Annotated in this window: 14 protein-coding genes; 5 read left to right on the top strand and 9 right to left on the bottom strand. The window is 45.3% G+C overall.

Features of this window, described 5'->3' with window-relative positions; translation table 11 throughout:
* Positions 1–24 precede the first annotated feature (24 nt).
* A complete protein-coding gene (locus tag AB4Z08_RS05400) occupies positions 25–996 on the bottom strand; it encodes a ribose-phosphate pyrophosphokinase (RefSeq protein ID WP_441572704.1) in 972 nt (323 codons plus the stop codon).
* Positions 997–1,273: 277 nt separating this feature from the next.
* On the opposite strand from AB4Z08_RS05400, the gene radC reads away from it, so the two are divergent.
* Genes radC through AB4Z08_RS05415 form a run of 3 tightly spaced genes read left to right on the top strand, consistent with a single transcriptional unit; the run spans position 1,274 to position 3,407 of the window.
* Positions 1,274–1,981 carry a RadC family protein gene (radC, locus tag AB4Z08_RS05405; RefSeq protein ID WP_441572705.1) on the top strand — a complete coding sequence of 236 codons (708 nt, stop codon included), beginning with the start codon at positions 1,274–1,276 and terminating at the stop codon, positions 1,979–1,981.
* Positions 1,982–2,027: 46 nt separating this feature from the next.
* Positions 2,028–3,014, top strand: coding sequence for a Gfo/Idh/MocA family protein (locus AB4Z08_RS05410; RefSeq protein ID WP_441572706.1), 987 nt, complete (start codon positions 2,028–2,030; stop codon positions 3,012–3,014).
* A 54-nt stretch (positions 3,015–3,068) separates the two neighbouring features.
* A complete protein-coding gene (locus AB4Z08_RS05415; protein WP_441572707.1) occupies positions 3,069–3,407 on the top strand; it encodes a hypothetical protein in 339 nt (112 codons plus the stop codon).
* Between the two features lie 61 nt (positions 3,408–3,468).
* Here AB4Z08_RS05415 and AB4Z08_RS05420 read toward each other — a convergent pair whose 3' ends face one another.
* The 4 genes from AB4Z08_RS05420 to AB4Z08_RS05435 all read right to left on the bottom strand — a co-directional run bounded on the left by AB4Z08_RS05420 (position 3,469) and on the right by AB4Z08_RS05435 (position 7,912).
* Positions 3,469–4,146 carry a 2-C-methyl-D-erythritol 4-phosphate cytidylyltransferase gene (locus AB4Z08_RS05420; protein ID WP_441572708.1) on the bottom strand — a complete coding sequence of 226 codons (678 nt, stop codon included), beginning with the start codon at positions 4,144–4,146 and terminating at the stop codon, positions 3,469–3,471.
* A 78-nt stretch (positions 4,147–4,224) separates the two neighbouring features.
* Positions 4,225–5,274: a tRNA preQ1(34) S-adenosylmethionine ribosyltransferase-isomerase QueA gene (gene queA, locus AB4Z08_RS05425; RefSeq protein ID WP_441572709.1), complete on the bottom strand. Its 1,050-nt coding sequence runs from the start codon at positions 5,272–5,274 to the stop codon at positions 4,225–4,227.
* Between the two features lie 98 nt (positions 5,275–5,372).
* Positions 5,373–7,121, bottom strand: coding sequence for an ABC transporter ATP-binding protein (locus AB4Z08_RS05430; RefSeq protein ID WP_441572710.1), 1,749 nt, complete (start codon positions 7,119–7,121; stop codon positions 5,373–5,375).
* Positions 7,122–7,141: 20 nt separating this feature from the next.
* Positions 7,142–7,912, bottom strand: a complete 771-nt coding sequence (locus AB4Z08_RS05435; protein ID WP_441572711.1) for an AMP nucleosidase — start codon at positions 7,910–7,912, stop codon at positions 7,142–7,144.
* A gap of 94 nt (positions 7,913–8,006) precedes the next feature.
* On the opposite strand from AB4Z08_RS05435, the gene AB4Z08_RS05440 reads away from it, so the two are divergent.
* Positions 8,007–8,450, top strand: a complete 444-nt coding sequence (locus AB4Z08_RS05440) for a type I restriction enzyme HsdR N-terminal domain-containing protein (RefSeq protein WP_441572712.1) — start codon at positions 8,007–8,009, stop codon at positions 8,448–8,450.
* A 71-nt stretch (positions 8,451–8,521) separates the two neighbouring features.
* Here the strand turns inward: AB4Z08_RS05440 and AB4Z08_RS05445 are convergent, their stop codons facing one another.
* From AB4Z08_RS05445 to AB4Z08_RS05460, 4 genes are all read right to left on the bottom strand, one after another.
* On the bottom strand, positions 8,522–9,940 hold the full coding sequence (locus tag AB4Z08_RS05445; protein ID WP_441572713.1) for a Glu/Leu/Phe/Val family dehydrogenase: 1,419 nt from the start codon (positions 9,938–9,940) through the stop codon (positions 8,522–8,524).
* 35 nt (positions 9,941–9,975) lie between these two features.
* Entirely contained in the window at positions 9,976–10,218 is a 243-nt protein-coding gene (locus AB4Z08_RS05450) for a CcmD family protein (RefSeq protein ID WP_441572714.1), read from the bottom strand.
* Positions 10,215–10,877: a cytochrome c biogenesis protein CcsA gene (gene ccsA, locus AB4Z08_RS05455; RefSeq protein WP_441572715.1), complete on the bottom strand. Its 663-nt coding sequence runs from the start codon at positions 10,875–10,877 to the stop codon at positions 10,215–10,217. The genes AB4Z08_RS05450 and ccsA overlap by 4 nt, the downstream gene beginning before the upstream one ends.
* A gap of 145 nt (positions 10,878–11,022) precedes the next feature.
* A complete protein-coding gene (locus AB4Z08_RS05460; RefSeq protein ID WP_441572716.1) occupies positions 11,023–11,691 on the bottom strand; it encodes a heme exporter protein CcmB in 669 nt (222 codons plus the stop codon).
* Positions 11,692–11,850: 159 nt separating this feature from the next.
* Here AB4Z08_RS05460 and accC point away from each other — a divergent pair, with 159 nt between their 5' ends.
* Positions 11,851–13,341: an acetyl-CoA carboxylase biotin carboxylase subunit gene (gene accC / locus AB4Z08_RS05465; protein ID WP_441572717.1), complete on the top strand. Its 1,491-nt coding sequence runs from the start codon at positions 11,851–11,853 to the stop codon at positions 13,339–13,341.
* Positions 13,342–13,406 lie beyond the last annotated feature (65 nt).

Genomic DNA, 13,406 nt, shown 5'->3' on the forward strand with positions numbered 1-13,406 from the left:
ATTTATATTGATGATTAAAATACGTTATGAATCTCCCCGGCGATGGCTGTGAATAAACAGACTGGTGATCGATTTGTTTTCGTGCATATTACGGATAGCTACCGCAAAAAGCTCTGCTACTGAAATCACCTTGATCTTGGAATCCGGCCCCTGCGGTTTGATAGGAATGGTATCACATACCACTATCTCCTGCAGTACTGAATTCTGGATGTTTTCGTACGCATTCCCGCTAAATACCGGGTGAGTACAAAATGCACGTACACTTCTGGCGCCTTTTTCCATTAACAGGTTAGCGGCTTTGGAAAGTGTTCCTGCAGTATCACAGATGTCGTCAATCAGCACAATATCCCTGTCTTTCACATCCCCGATCACTACCATTGATGCTATTTCATTGGCACGTTTACGATGTTTGTCGCAAATAACCATCTCAGCATTAAAGTAAGACGCAACCTCACGCACTCTATTAGTGCTACCTACGTCAGGGGACGCAAAGGTAAGATTTTCTAACCTTAAATTCTCTATATAAGGAATAAAAATAGCGGAACTATCCAGGTGATCTACCGGGATATCAAAGAACCCTTGAATCTGCGGCGCATGTAAATCCATGGTTATCACCCTGTTAGCTCCTGCCGAAGTAAGCAGATTTGCTAACAGTTTAGATCCGATAGCCACACGGGGCTTATCTTTTCTGTCCTGGCGGGCGTAGCCGAAATAAGGGATGACTGCTGTAATATAGCCGGCAGAAGCGCGTTTGGCGGCATCGATCATTAACAGTAGTTCCAGCAGATTATCGGATGGCGCACTGGTGCCCTGAATCAGGAAAACATAGTCGCCACGGATACTCTCCAGGAATACAGGCTGGATCTCGCCATCGCTGAATTTCTGAATTTTTACTTTGCCAAGACCGCCATTAAGACCCTTGCCATATTTCTTGGCAATTTTCTCGGCCAATGCCGGATTGCTGTTGCCTGTGAAAATTTTTACTGAAGGTTGCATACTAGATACTAGTGGAAAAGAGGTTGCAAAACTATGATTTTTGGGAGTACCAGCCTGATTTTTTTTGAAATACAAATCATATAGCTGTTTTAAAACAACTATAAACTACATTGTATCAAATTATTCGGAAAGGTAAATCGCCCCGAAAAATTCCCATAACGATCGATACCCAATATAACAATTTTATAACGATCCGGGAGAAAATGGGACAAAAATGTGGTGGGTGGCCGCATAATTCCGGAAGAGTGATCGTATATTTGAGTAAATGGAATAAGTCATGTTTGTTAACGTTAAACCAGCTCCCCACCTGGCCATGCGTCAATGGCCCGAAAACGAAAAGCCCAGAGAAAAGTTAGTAAATATTGGCGCTGCCGCACTTAGTGACGCGGAATTATTAGCCATTTTACTACACACAGGACATAAAAATAAATCTGCCCTGGAACTGGCCACAGAAATCCTGCGTCTGGCCCACAACAACCTCTCAGAACTCGGAAAAATAAACGTGAAACAGCTACAGCAGCTCAATGGCATGGGCCATGCCAAAGCAGTAACGGTTTTAGCCGCCATGGAACTGGCCCGCAGAAGACAGGCAGGTTCCATTCACAAAAAAACCGTGATCAACAACGGCTCCGACGCCGCCATGTTCTTCAAACCTTTACTGGCCGACCAGTGCCATGAAACCTTCTATGTCATGTTCCTTAATCACGCCAATAAGGTACTCCGTTACCGCTGCATGAGCAGCGGCGGCATGACCAGCACCGTAGTAGATCCACGCATCATTTTCCGCGAAGCCCTCGATGCCAATGCCACCAAATTACTCCTTTGCCATAATCACCCCTCCGGCAGTTTACGCCCCAGCCAGGCAGATATCCGCATTACCCACAAAATAAAAGATGTAGGCCTCCTCTTCGATATTGACGTAATGGACCATATCATCGTTTCCGAAACAGGCTATTGCAGCCTCGTGGAAGAAGGGATGATCTGAGATGATGATATTTGTTTACTTTCGCACATATTTATTCATTTTCCATATGCTCAAAATAGGACTCTTCGGCGTAGGACATTTAGGTAAAATACACCTCTCTCAACTGGCCACCATGAAAGACGTAGAAGTTGTAGGCTTCTATGATCCAAGCAATGCAAACGCAGCCAGCATCTCCGAGCAATATAATATTCCGCGCTTTACCGTGGCGGAAGAACTAATACAGATCGTAGATGCCATAGACATTGTGGCACCTACCACCCTGCACTTCAAATTATGTGAACAGGCTATCCGGAACGGTAAACACATATTCGTGGAAAAGCCCATGACCAACACCATGGATGAAGCCAAAACACTGGTAAAACTGGTGGATGAAGCGAATATCAAATTCCAGGTAGGACATGTGGAACGCTTCAACCCTGCCTTCCTGGCGCTCAAGGGATATGATCTTAAACCCATGTTCATTGAAGTACATCGCCTGGCGGAATTCAATCCCCGTGGCACCGATGTAAGCGTGATCCTGGATCTGATGATCCATGATATCGATATCATACTAAGTATCGTGAAATCTACCGTAAGCCGCATTTCCGCCAGTGGCGTAGCCGTAATGAGCGACACACCGGATATTGCCAACGTACGTATCGAGTTCCATAATGGTTGCGTAGCCAATCTCACCTCCAGCCGCATTTCCCTGAAGAAAATGCGCAAAATGCGCCTCTTTCAGAAAGACGCCTACATCGGCATCGACTTCCTGGATAAAAAAGCAGAGATCATCAAACTGAAAACACCGGAAGACGAAGGATTATTTACCCTGGACATCGAAACCAACAACGGCAAAAAAACCATCGCGATCGACAATCCGGAAATCAAACAATCCAATGCTATCCGTATGGAACTGGAAATGTTCCGGGACAGCATCCTGCAAAACAAACCAGTAGTCGTGAATGCGATTGATGGCCTGCAGGCAATGGATGTAGCACATCAGATTTTAGCGAAAATAAATAAGGGACTGTCCGAAACAGCCGCTGCAAAATAAGCTTACTGTAACAAAAGCCGCTGTCTGCCCGTTTTCATACAACAACCAATATTTATGAAACGTATTCTTTTGGTGCTGACAGCGGCTTTATCATTCACCTCCTGTATTACAGACCCTCCCACTACTCCCATTATTTCCCAACACATGTGGTATAAAGAAACTCTTTGCAACGATCCCTGGGGCAAAGCACTCACTACCAGCAGCGACACCGTAGCCACCTGGCTTCACAAACAAAATATTAAATACTTCGAAGTTTCTATCTACAGAGAAATATTTCCGGGTGCCGCCAATCATAGCAACTGCGATACCTTTACTAACCGGCTAATAAGGGCTGACATTATCTTTGCAGATACTGCAAAAGCCAAGGCAGCTGGTTTTAAAACTGACTATTAGCTAATAACAACGCCCATACGCTGCAGCGTAAAATACTCGTGGATGTAGCAGGAAATATAACTTACCCCCTTTCCTTCAGCAACGCCTCAGCAATAGTAAGGTCCAGCGGTTTGGTAATTTTGATATTAGACTCCTCTCCTGCCAACAGGTATACGGGATGTCCCAGTCGCTCCACTACCGTAGCTTCATCCGTAAATAACGGATCATAAGGCAGTTCAAAAGCAGGCAGAATCAGTTCAGAGAGAAAAGTTTGCGGAGTCTGAATGATTTTGAAACGATCGCGGTCCACAGCAGCATTAGCGCCGGCTGTTATCTCCCGGATACTATCTTTCATATCAATTACAGGAATAGCACTGCCATGGCTGAGTGCAGCTTCATAACAGGCACGGATCAACGTAGTAGATACCAACGGCCGAACCCCATCATGTATAAATACTACAGACGGCTCCGTCACTTGCTGTAAACCGTTTTTCACAGAATGAAAACGCGTTTCTCCACCTTTTACAATGGTAATAGTTGGCAACTGATCAAAAGCCAGCAATAAATGATTGGCAAAAGTGAAATGGGCTTCCGGCAGTACCAGCACAATTTCCATATCAGGGAAAGCGCTGGCGAAAGCAGCTATAGTATGGTATAATACAGGTTTTCCTGACAGGTCCAGGAACTGTTTTGGAACAGCGCTCTGCATCCGGGTACCGGAACCTCCGGCAACGATGATGGCTACTTTTTTATATTCCATATAAAAAAGAATTACGAATTATGCATTTCAAACTACGGGTGTGTAATTTGAAATGCATAATTCGTAATTCGTAATTTTTTAAACGATCAGCATAGCATCGCCATAGCTGAAGAAGCGATATTTTTCTTTAATCGCCTGCTGATAAGCTTCCATGATCAGATCATATCCTGCAAATGCACAGGTCATAATCAATAAACTGGTCTTAGGCAGGTGGAAGTTAGTTACCAACGCATTTGGAATAGCAAATTCGTACGGCGGATGAATGAACGTGTTAGTCCATCCTTCAGCTGCTTTCAGGTGGTTTTGGGCAGTTACAGAAGATTCTACTGCACGTACTGAAGTAGTACCAATAGCGCAGATCTTGCGGTTTTCTTCTTTTGCTTTGTTTACCACTTTCACTGCGTGATCTTCGATGTGAAAATACTCCGCATCCATTTTGTGTTTGCTCAGATCTTCTACCTCAATCGGGCGGAAAGTACCCAAACCTGTGTGCAGCGTTACTTCTGCAAACTTAACACCTTTAATTTCCAAACGCTTGATCAACTCACGGCTGAAGTGCAAGCCTGCAGTAGGTGCAGCTACAGCGCCTTCATACTTGGCATACACAGTCTGATAACGTTCCTTATCTTCATCTTCCGGCTTACGTTTGATATACTTAGGCAACGGAGTTTCACCCAGCTGATCTAACACCTGTTTGAATTCTTCGTCATTGCCTTCAAATAAGAAACGAATAGTACGGCCTCTTGAAGTAGTATTATCAATTACCTCTGCCACCAATGTCTCGTCATCGCCAAAATACAATTTGTTACCCACACGGATTTTACGCGCCGGGTCAACAATTACATCCCACAAACGGTTTTGCTTGTTCAGCTCACGCAGCAGAAATACTTCAATTTTTGCTCCTGTTTTCTCTTTACGGCCATATAACCTAGCAGGAAATACCTTGGTATTGTTCACTATCATTACGTCCTTGTCATTGAAATAACCGAGGATGTCCTTGAATACTTTGTGTTCAATTTTGCCGGTATTACGATGTACCACCATTAAGCGTGACTCATCTCTTGTCTTGGTAGGGTGCTGGGCGATCAGATTTAAAGGAAGATCGAATTTGAACTGTGATAGTTTCATATTACGGTATGAATGAATTTTAGAGGTGCAAAGCTACCGATTATTATTTATATCATCAAAAAATGATATAAATAGCATACTAATCAAATAATTATATATTATATTCCTTTAGGAATGGCTGCAATCAGTTGTTGTGTGTAAGTGTTTCCGGGATGGTTGTAAACGGCATCTGCCGCCCCGGTTTCTACGATCCTGCCCCGCTGCATCACCATCATCCGGTCACTGATAAACCGCACTACGGAAAGGTCATGCGAAATAAAAATACAGGTGAAGCCCAACTCCTCTCTCAAACGGATCAGCAAATTCAATACCTGTGCCTGGATACTTACATCCAGTGCGGCTACAGACTCATCACAGATAATAAACGATGGCTCCACCGCCAGTGCACGAGCAATCACAATCCGCTGCCGCTGTCCACCTGAGAACTCGTGCGGATAACGGTTATAATGATCAGCCTGAAGGTTTACCTTCTCCAGTAACTCCAGTACTTTTTCTTTTTGCCTGCGGGTATCGCCATATAATCCATGGACCTGCATAGGTTCCAGGATAGCGGCACCAATAGTTTGCCTGGGATTCAACGAGGCATAAGGATCCTGGAAGATAAGCTGCATATCCTTGCGCAGCGCGCGCATATCACCGGCTGATAAACTCCGCACATCCTGTCCCTTATAAATAATACTGCCTGCTGTTGGTTCTATTAATCTTAATAAAGATCTGCCGAGCGTAGTTTTGCCACAACCGGATTCACCCACCAGGCCCAGGGTTTCCCCTGTTCTTACAGTAAAGCTCACATCATCTACTGCTTTTGCCCATTGTAAAACTTTGCCGGTAATACTTCTTTTAACTGGAAACCAGGTTTTAAGGCCGGTTACTTCCAGCAAAGGTGCGGCTGCAGCCAGCTGCTGTTCCCGTTGACGCAAAGCAGCTTCCGGAATCACCAGTGAATGCACCAGCTCCTGTATGGCTCCGGCTTTTTCGTATATCTGTCCATGTGAGTCTGTTTCCATAAAATCACGGATAACGGGTAGTCTTACCAAACGCTTATCCAGTGGAGGGCGGCAAGCCAGCAATCCCTTGGTATATGGGTGTTGCGGATGCAGGAATACGTCCCTGACATTTCCTTCTTCCACAATATTTCCTTTGTACATCACTACTACCCTGCTGGCAATTTCTGCTACCACGCCCAGGTCATGTGTAATGAAAATGACACTCATATCCATTTGCTGCTGCAGCTCCCGGAGCAATTCCAGGATCGCTTTCTGAACAGTAACGTCCAATGCGGTGGTAGGTTCATCGGCTATCAACAGCCGGGGATGGCAGGAAATGGCCATCGCAATCATCACCCGTTGCTTTTGTCCGCCGGAGAGTTCATGTGGATAACGATCCATGATGCCGGCCGGATCAGGTAATTTCACTTTTTCAAACAGGGCTATCACCTGTTCCCGCGCTACTTTATGTGTGCTGCGCTGATGTAAACGGATCACCTCTCCCACCTGTTCCCCGCAGGTATGCAGTGGATTAAGGGCGGTCATGGGTTCCTGAAATATCATGGCTATTTCGTTGCCCCGATAGCTGCGCATATCGGCATCGGGCAACTGTAGCAGGTTTACTGCTGTATCGGTTGCTGCCTGGTATAGGATCTTTCCACCGGAGATGGTGCCTGGCAAATCTATCAGCCGCATGAGCGAGAGGGCGGTAACGGATTTACCCGAGCCGGATTCTCCTACTACGCCCACTATTTCGCCCTTGCCTATAGAAAGGGAAATCTGATTAACAGCTGTTGTTCTTGTTTGGCCGGCCTGGAAAGTAACTTCCAGGTCCTGTATCTCTACCCGCGTGGAAAGCATACCCGGAAGATACAACAATTCTAAAAACGCAGATGTCTTACTGTCTGATGACTTTCAATCAGCTTCTGTAAAGAATCAATGCCTACTTTCAAATGACGCTCTACAAATTTGGTGGTTACTTTTTTATCGCTTTCTTCTGTTTTCACACCTTCGGGAACCATTGGCTGATCAGATACCAGCAACAATGCACCGGTTGGAATTTTATTATAGAAACCCACAGAAAAAATAGTGGCTGTTTCCATATCTACTGCCATAGCCCTGATTTTCTCCAGATAGGCCTTGAATTCTGCGTCATGTTCCCACACCCGACGGTTGGTGGTATAACAGGTGCCTGTCCAATAGTCGTGACCGGAATCGCGGATGGTGGTGGAAATCGCTTTTTGCAGCGCAAATGCTGGCAGTGCAGGTACTTCTGGTGGAAAATAATCATTGCTGGTTCCTTCTCCGCGAATAGCCGCAATAGGAAGTATCAGATCGCCGATGTTGTTTTTCTTTTTAAGACCGCCGCATTTACCGAGAAATAATACGGCTTTGGGCGTAATGGCGGAGAGCAGGTCCATGACGGTAGCCGCTCCAGGACTTCCCATACCGAAGTTAATAATGGTAATATCGCCTGCAGTGGCGCATTGCATAGGTCTACCCTGGCCAACGATTTCTACGTTGTTCCATTCGGCAAACATGGTCACATAATTACTGAAATTGGTGAGGAGGATGTGAGAGCCGAAGTGCTCCAGTTTCTCACCCGTGTAGCGGGGCAGCCAATTAGCTACAATTTCTTCTTTTGTCTTCATAGCCTTTTGACAAGCAAATATAAGGTTTTGTTCGCTAACGGCAATATTATCCTAATGTAACTATCTTCGCAACAGTATTAAAATCAATTGCAACTTGATCGCTATCAGCTTCCCACCACCGGATTTTAAAATTACAAGAGAAGGCAGTAAAGAGCTGATCTTTGACCGCTATCGTAAAAAATATGTGGTACTGACACCAGAAGAGTGGGTGAGACAAAATTTCCTGAACTACCTGGTTCAGGTGTTACAATACCCGGCTTCCCTGATAGGTATTGAAAAGGAAATATTTTTGGGAGAGATGAAGAAGCGGTATGATATCGTAATCTACAATCGTGCTATGCAACCCTGGATGCTGGTAGAATGTAAAGAAATGAATGTACCACTCACAGAACAAACCATGCAGCAGGTGATCCGCTACAATATGGTGATACCAGCCACCTACCTGGTAATTACGAATGGTACCAATACTTTTTGCGGCAATTACATAGCCAGTGAAGGAAAGTGGCGGTTCTTACATGCGTTGCCGGCCTTTACCTGAGGGGCCTCATCTGCATAAAAAAGCCCCCGCCGGAGGCGGAGGCTTCTACAAAAATTATCTATCGCCGTGCATCAAGGGAAAATACCCAGTTGCTCGTAAGCAGCACCTACTTTATTTATCGCTACTACGTAAGCGGCTGTACGCATATCATGGATTTGCGGGTTGGCCATCATTACATCGCGTACTTCGTGGAGTGCAGCGTGCATGGTTTCTTCCAGACCGGAATATACCAGATCCACTTCATCCGCACCGTGTGCAATAAATTTCCTTTCGTTATCCGAAACTTTTTTACCAGTCAGGTCTTCGATGGTTTGCAGTATATGAATGTTCATATTCTCATCGAAACGTTTACCTAAACGGCCATAACGCACGTGGCTCAGGTTCTTCAACCACTCGAAATAAGAAACGGTTACACCACCGGCATTCAGGAACATATCCGGAACAACGATTACACCTTTCTTATTCAGGATTTCATCTGCTTCCGGTGTTAACGGACCGTTGGCAGCTTCTCCGATGATTTTAGCCTTAACGTTAGGTGCGTTATGCTTATGAATTACATTCTCCAGTGCAGCCGGGATCAGGATTTCGCAATCCAGTTCCAGACCGTCTGTATTTTTATTCAGATTGGAAGCACCCGGGAAGTTCACGATAGAACCGGTCGCTTTTTTGTGCATCAGTACTTCATCAGGATTCAGCCCCTGTTCGTTATAGATAGCACCATCCCACTCGATCAGGCAAATTACTTTAGCACCGGCTTCATGGAAGTATTTGGCAGCGTGGTAACCCACATTACCCATACCCTGTACAATTACTCTCTTACCTTCAATACCGGTAGTCAGACCTAAACGGTCCATATCTTCCTTGATATTGCACAGTTCGCGCAAACCATAGAATACACCCAAACCAGTAGCTTCTGTACGACCACGTACACCGCCCTGAGAAATGGGCTTACCGGTAACGCAACCATAACCGTCAATTTCACCCGGACGTAAGCTCATGTAGGTATCCAGGATCCAGCTCATTTCTCTCTCGCCGGTGCCGTAATCAGGAGCAGGAACGTCTGTACCCGGGCCGATAAAGTTTTTCTTCACCAGTTCCGCTGTGTAACGACGGGTAATCGCTTCCAGCTGGAAAGGAGTATAGTTGCGGGGATTGATCTTCAAACCACCTTTGGCACCACCGAATGGCACATTCACAATGGCACATTTGTAGGTCATCAGAGATGCCAGCGCCATTACTTCGTCCTGGTTTACTTCTTCACTGAAGCGGATACCACCCTTACAAGGGAGTTTATGATGGGAATGTTGTACGCGGTAAGCTTCAATTACCTGTACAGAATCGCCTATTCTCACCGGGAATTTAATCTGGTAAACGGCGTTGCAGGCTTTGATCTGCTCCAGGATACCCTTGTCCCATTTGGTGAACGCAGCTGCTTTGTCGAAGCTTTTTTCCACACTCTGGAAGAAGCTATAATGCTGATCTTGCGACATAAATTATTGTTTTGGTATAACGATTAGATTTTATGCTATAACGGATTATTCTTTTCTCTTTCTTCCAGCTTACCGATCTTTCTGTCCAACCTGATAAGAAATAATACAATTCCTAAAAAGATGATCACTAAAACGCCTACAATCACATATATCTTGTCATTGCTGCGGAAAAATTCGTTGACTGGTCCTTTCTCTGTATTCTGCTGTTGTGCATTTGCCAGCACTGTAATGAATAGCAAGGCCAGGGTCAGGCAAAATGAAAACGCTTTGTTGATCATTTAAAAATATTTTTAAGCTGTAATTTCTTGTAACGTACCACCAGTGAAAATATCCAGACACTCAGTAAGGTCCACCCGATAAAAGCAGGATACAACACCATTTTCATGGAGCCGGACGTGTCTTTTGAGGCAAAACCCGGTGTGGAGGCGCTTCCCGGATGCAGGGAATCTACCATGCGGGGAATGATATAAGTGAGTGGTATTAATAACGCAAAAGCAAACACGTTAAAAACTGCGGATATGCGTGCCCGTTTGTCCAGGTCATGGATAGACATACGCAATACCAGGTAAGCCATATAGATCAGTATGGCAATGGCCGTACACATCTGTTTGGGATCATCCGTGAGCGTTCCGCCCCAGGTATAAGTGGCCCAAAGTGTTCCCGTAGCAAATCCCAATACGCCAAAGAAGGTGCCTACTCCCGCAGCACTGGCGGCAATCACATCTTTCTTTAAATCATATTTCGACAGATAAAGCAGGGAGTTGATGATCGATATGGTGAACATGGTATACATACATATCCACATCGGTACGTGAAAGAACAATCCGCGGGATGATTGTCCATTGGTTCCTATTATAGGTATTTTAACAGTGAACCCAGCGATAATTACATATATAAGAAGCAGTATCGCTAATGCTTTCCACCAATGTCTGGCCATTTTTTAACAGCTATATTCGGGGGCAAACCTACACGTTTTAAACCTAATCACAAAGATTTTCGGGGATTTTAAGTTTATCCAACAGCAGTAAATCCCTGTTAAATATCCTTTACAGAAGTGCGCTTTTTGTTTGATATTTCTAATATCAGTCTTTCCACAGGAATGGGAAAAGTATCATTGTCAGGGCAATTACGAGGATATCCATTCCTCCCAGCAGCAGGAACATTTTTGGCAGTTCCGGCTGAAATACGGTGACAAATGCCGATAAAGAGATATTGGCCAGCAGCATCAGCACCGGCATAATGAGCGGGAAGCCCATTACGGCCATCAGGGCCGCATTGTGGTTGGCCTGGGCTGCAATAGCAGCCAGCATGGTGAATAACAGCGATAGGCTAACGCCCCCCAGCAGCACCATCCCTATAAAATAGAGGGGATTAATAATGGGATTGCCCAGGAAAGCGATACTGCAAATCAATGCGATAAGGCTCATCAGGGTCATTAATATCACGTTGTAGATCAGTTTGGCAGCAATAAACACACGCGGGTTCACCAGGGAATAGAAATACAGAAGACGCCCCCGGCTTTCCTGCATAAAGCTTTTGGCAACGGCATTCACTGCCACAAACAGCTGTATTACCCAGAAAAGGGCATTCCATACCTTATCTTCCGGCCGCCCCATCATCAGGTTGATAACGAAAACGGTGGATACGATATAGAGCAATACCCCATAAAAAGCATATTGCTGGCGTAATTCCAGCGTAAGATCCTTTTTTACAAGGGTGAGTGTCTGATGTATTGAACTATTTCGGGTCATGGTCGCCGCAAAGATAGCAAAAAGCAAAAAGCAAAAAGCTATCGAAGCGAATGATCAATAAGAGATTCGCTAAAGTCATCCGCTTCAATAGCTTTTTGCTTTATGCTTTCAGCTTTATGCGCTTAAAGAAGTATATTAGCCCCTCCATAAAAAGTAGCGATGAACAAAATTCTGGTTGCCAATCGGGGGGAAATAGCCTTACGCATTATGCGTTCTGCACGTGAGATGGGAATAAAAACGGTAGCGGTTTATTCCGAGGCGGATCGTACCATGCCGTTCGTACAATATGCAGATGAAGCCGTTTGTATAGGCCCTGCACCTTCCAATCAGTCCTATCTACTGGGCGAAAAAATCATTGCAGTAGCCAAAGAAAAAGGCGCTGATGGGATACATCCGGGGTATGGTTTTTTGAGCGAAAATGCCCGTTTTGCCCAGCAGGTCACTGATGCAGGGATTACTTTCATAGGTCCTTCTGCGGCTTCTATTGAGGTGATGGGCAGTAAGCTGGCAGCGAAACAGGCGGCACAGAAATTCGGCGTGCCAATGGTGCCGGGAACGGAAACGCCTCTACGTAGTGTAGAAGAAGCCCGGGAAGTAGTGCAGAAAACAGGATTTCCTATTCTCATCAAAGCCTCTGCGGGTGGTGGTGGTAAAGGGATGCGGGTGGTCAACAATCCCGAAGAACTGGAAGAACAGATCAGGATGGCTAAAAGTGAAGCCCTGAATGCTTTTGGCGATGATGCCGTATTTATAGAAAAATATGTGGGATCCCCACGACATATAGAAATACAGGTGCTGGGCGACCGCCATGGCAACTGTGTTTATTTATTTGAAAGAGAGTGTTCCATACAGCGCCGGCACCAGAAACTGATAGAGGAAGCCCCGTCTTCCTGTCTTACCCCCGCCATCCGGGCGGCCATGGGACAATGTGCGGTAGATGTAGCCAAAGCCTGTAATTACTATGGCGCCGGCACCGTAGAATTCCTGGTGGATGAGGAACTGAACTTCTATTTCCTGGAAATGAATACCCGCCTGCAGGTAGAACACCCGGTAACGGAGCTGATCACCGGACTGGACCTCGTAAAAGAACAAATCAAAATAGCCAGAGGCGAAGTACTCTCCTTTACACAGGAGAGCCTTAAAATCAATGGCCACGCCATAGAATTACGTATTTGTGCAGAAGATCCTGCCAACAACTTCTTACCTGATACCGGTAAACTGGAAACCTATATCCGCCCGCAGGGGTATGGTGTGCGGGTAGACGATGGATATGAACAGGGCATGGATATTCCTATTTACTATGATCCGATGATCGCTAAGCTCATTGCCTGGGGCAGTGACCGGGAAGAAGCCAGGCTCCGCCTGATGCGGGCGATCGAAGAATACCAGGTAAAAGGTATCAAAACCACCTTACCCTTTGGACACTGGGCCTTACAGCAACCCGCCTTCATCACAGGAAACTTTGATACGAACTTTATCAGTAAGTACTTCACCCCACAATCGTTACAAACGGAATCAGCCGACGTAAATAAACTCGCAGCCATACTGGCTGCGTACGTATGGCAGCAAAACAATATAAATTTACAGGAAGCAGCTATCAGCAATATTCCTTCCGTTTCAGCATGGAAAAAACGGAATATGTTAAGATAAAGCTATAACAGTTGTTAACTTTCGTTAAAGTATTTCCTAAAAACAGGAAAACGTATAACTTTGCG

This window comes from Chitinophaga sp. RAB17, from assembly GCF_052114225.1.
In the GTDB taxonomy this organism is placed as follows: Bacteria; Bacteroidota; Bacteroidia; order Chitinophagales; family Chitinophagaceae; genus Chitinophaga.

What these genes read in the sequence shown, in the direction of transcription:
- AB4Z08_RS05400 (WP_441572704.1), bottom strand. Translation starts at nt 996, where the DNA reads ATGCAACCTTCAGTAAAAATTTTCACAGGCAACAGCAATCCGGCATTG.
- AB4Z08_RS05430 (WP_441572710.1), bottom strand. Translation starts at nt 7,121, where the DNA reads ATGCTTTCCACGCGGGTAGAGATACAGGACCTGGAAGTTACTTTCCAG.
- radC (WP_441572705.1), top strand. Translation starts at nt 1,274, where the DNA reads ATGTTTGTTAACGTTAAACCAGCTCCCCACCTGGCCATGCGTCAATGG.
- AB4Z08_RS05415 (WP_441572707.1), top strand. Translation starts at nt 3,069, where the DNA reads ATGAAACGTATTCTTTTGGTGCTGACAGCGGCTTTATCATTCACCTCC.
- AB4Z08_RS05445 (WP_441572713.1), bottom strand. Translation starts at nt 9,940, where the DNA reads ATGTCGCAAGATCAGCATTATAGCTTCTTCCAGAGTGTGGAAAAAAGC.
- AB4Z08_RS05435 (WP_441572711.1), bottom strand. Translation starts at nt 7,912, where the DNA reads ATGAAGACAAAAGAAGAAATTGTAGCTAATTGGCTGCCCCGCTACACG.
- accC (WP_441572717.1), top strand. Translation starts at nt 11,851, where the DNA reads ATGAACAAAATTCTGGTTGCCAATCGGGGGGAAATAGCCTTACGCATT.
- AB4Z08_RS05410 (WP_441572706.1), top strand. Translation starts at nt 2,028, where the DNA reads ATGCTCAAAATAGGACTCTTCGGCGTAGGACATTTAGGTAAAATACAC.
- ccsA (WP_441572715.1), bottom strand. Translation starts at nt 10,877, where the DNA reads ATGGCCAGACATTGGTGGAAAGCATTAGCGATACTGCTTCTTATATAT.
- AB4Z08_RS05420 (WP_441572708.1), bottom strand. Translation starts at nt 4,146, where the DNA reads ATGGAATATAAAAAAGTAGCCATCATCGTTGCCGGAGGTTCCGGTACC.
- AB4Z08_RS05460 (WP_441572716.1), bottom strand. Translation starts at nt 11,691, where the DNA reads ATGACCCGAAATAGTTCAATACATCAGACACTCACCCTTGTAAAAAAG.
- AB4Z08_RS05450 (WP_441572714.1), bottom strand. Translation starts at nt 10,218, where the DNA reads ATGATCAACAAAGCGTTTTCATTTTGCCTGACCCTGGCCTTGCTATTC.
- queA (WP_441572709.1), bottom strand. Translation starts at nt 5,274, where the DNA reads ATGAAACTATCACAGTTCAAATTCGATCTTCCTTTAAATCTGATCGCC.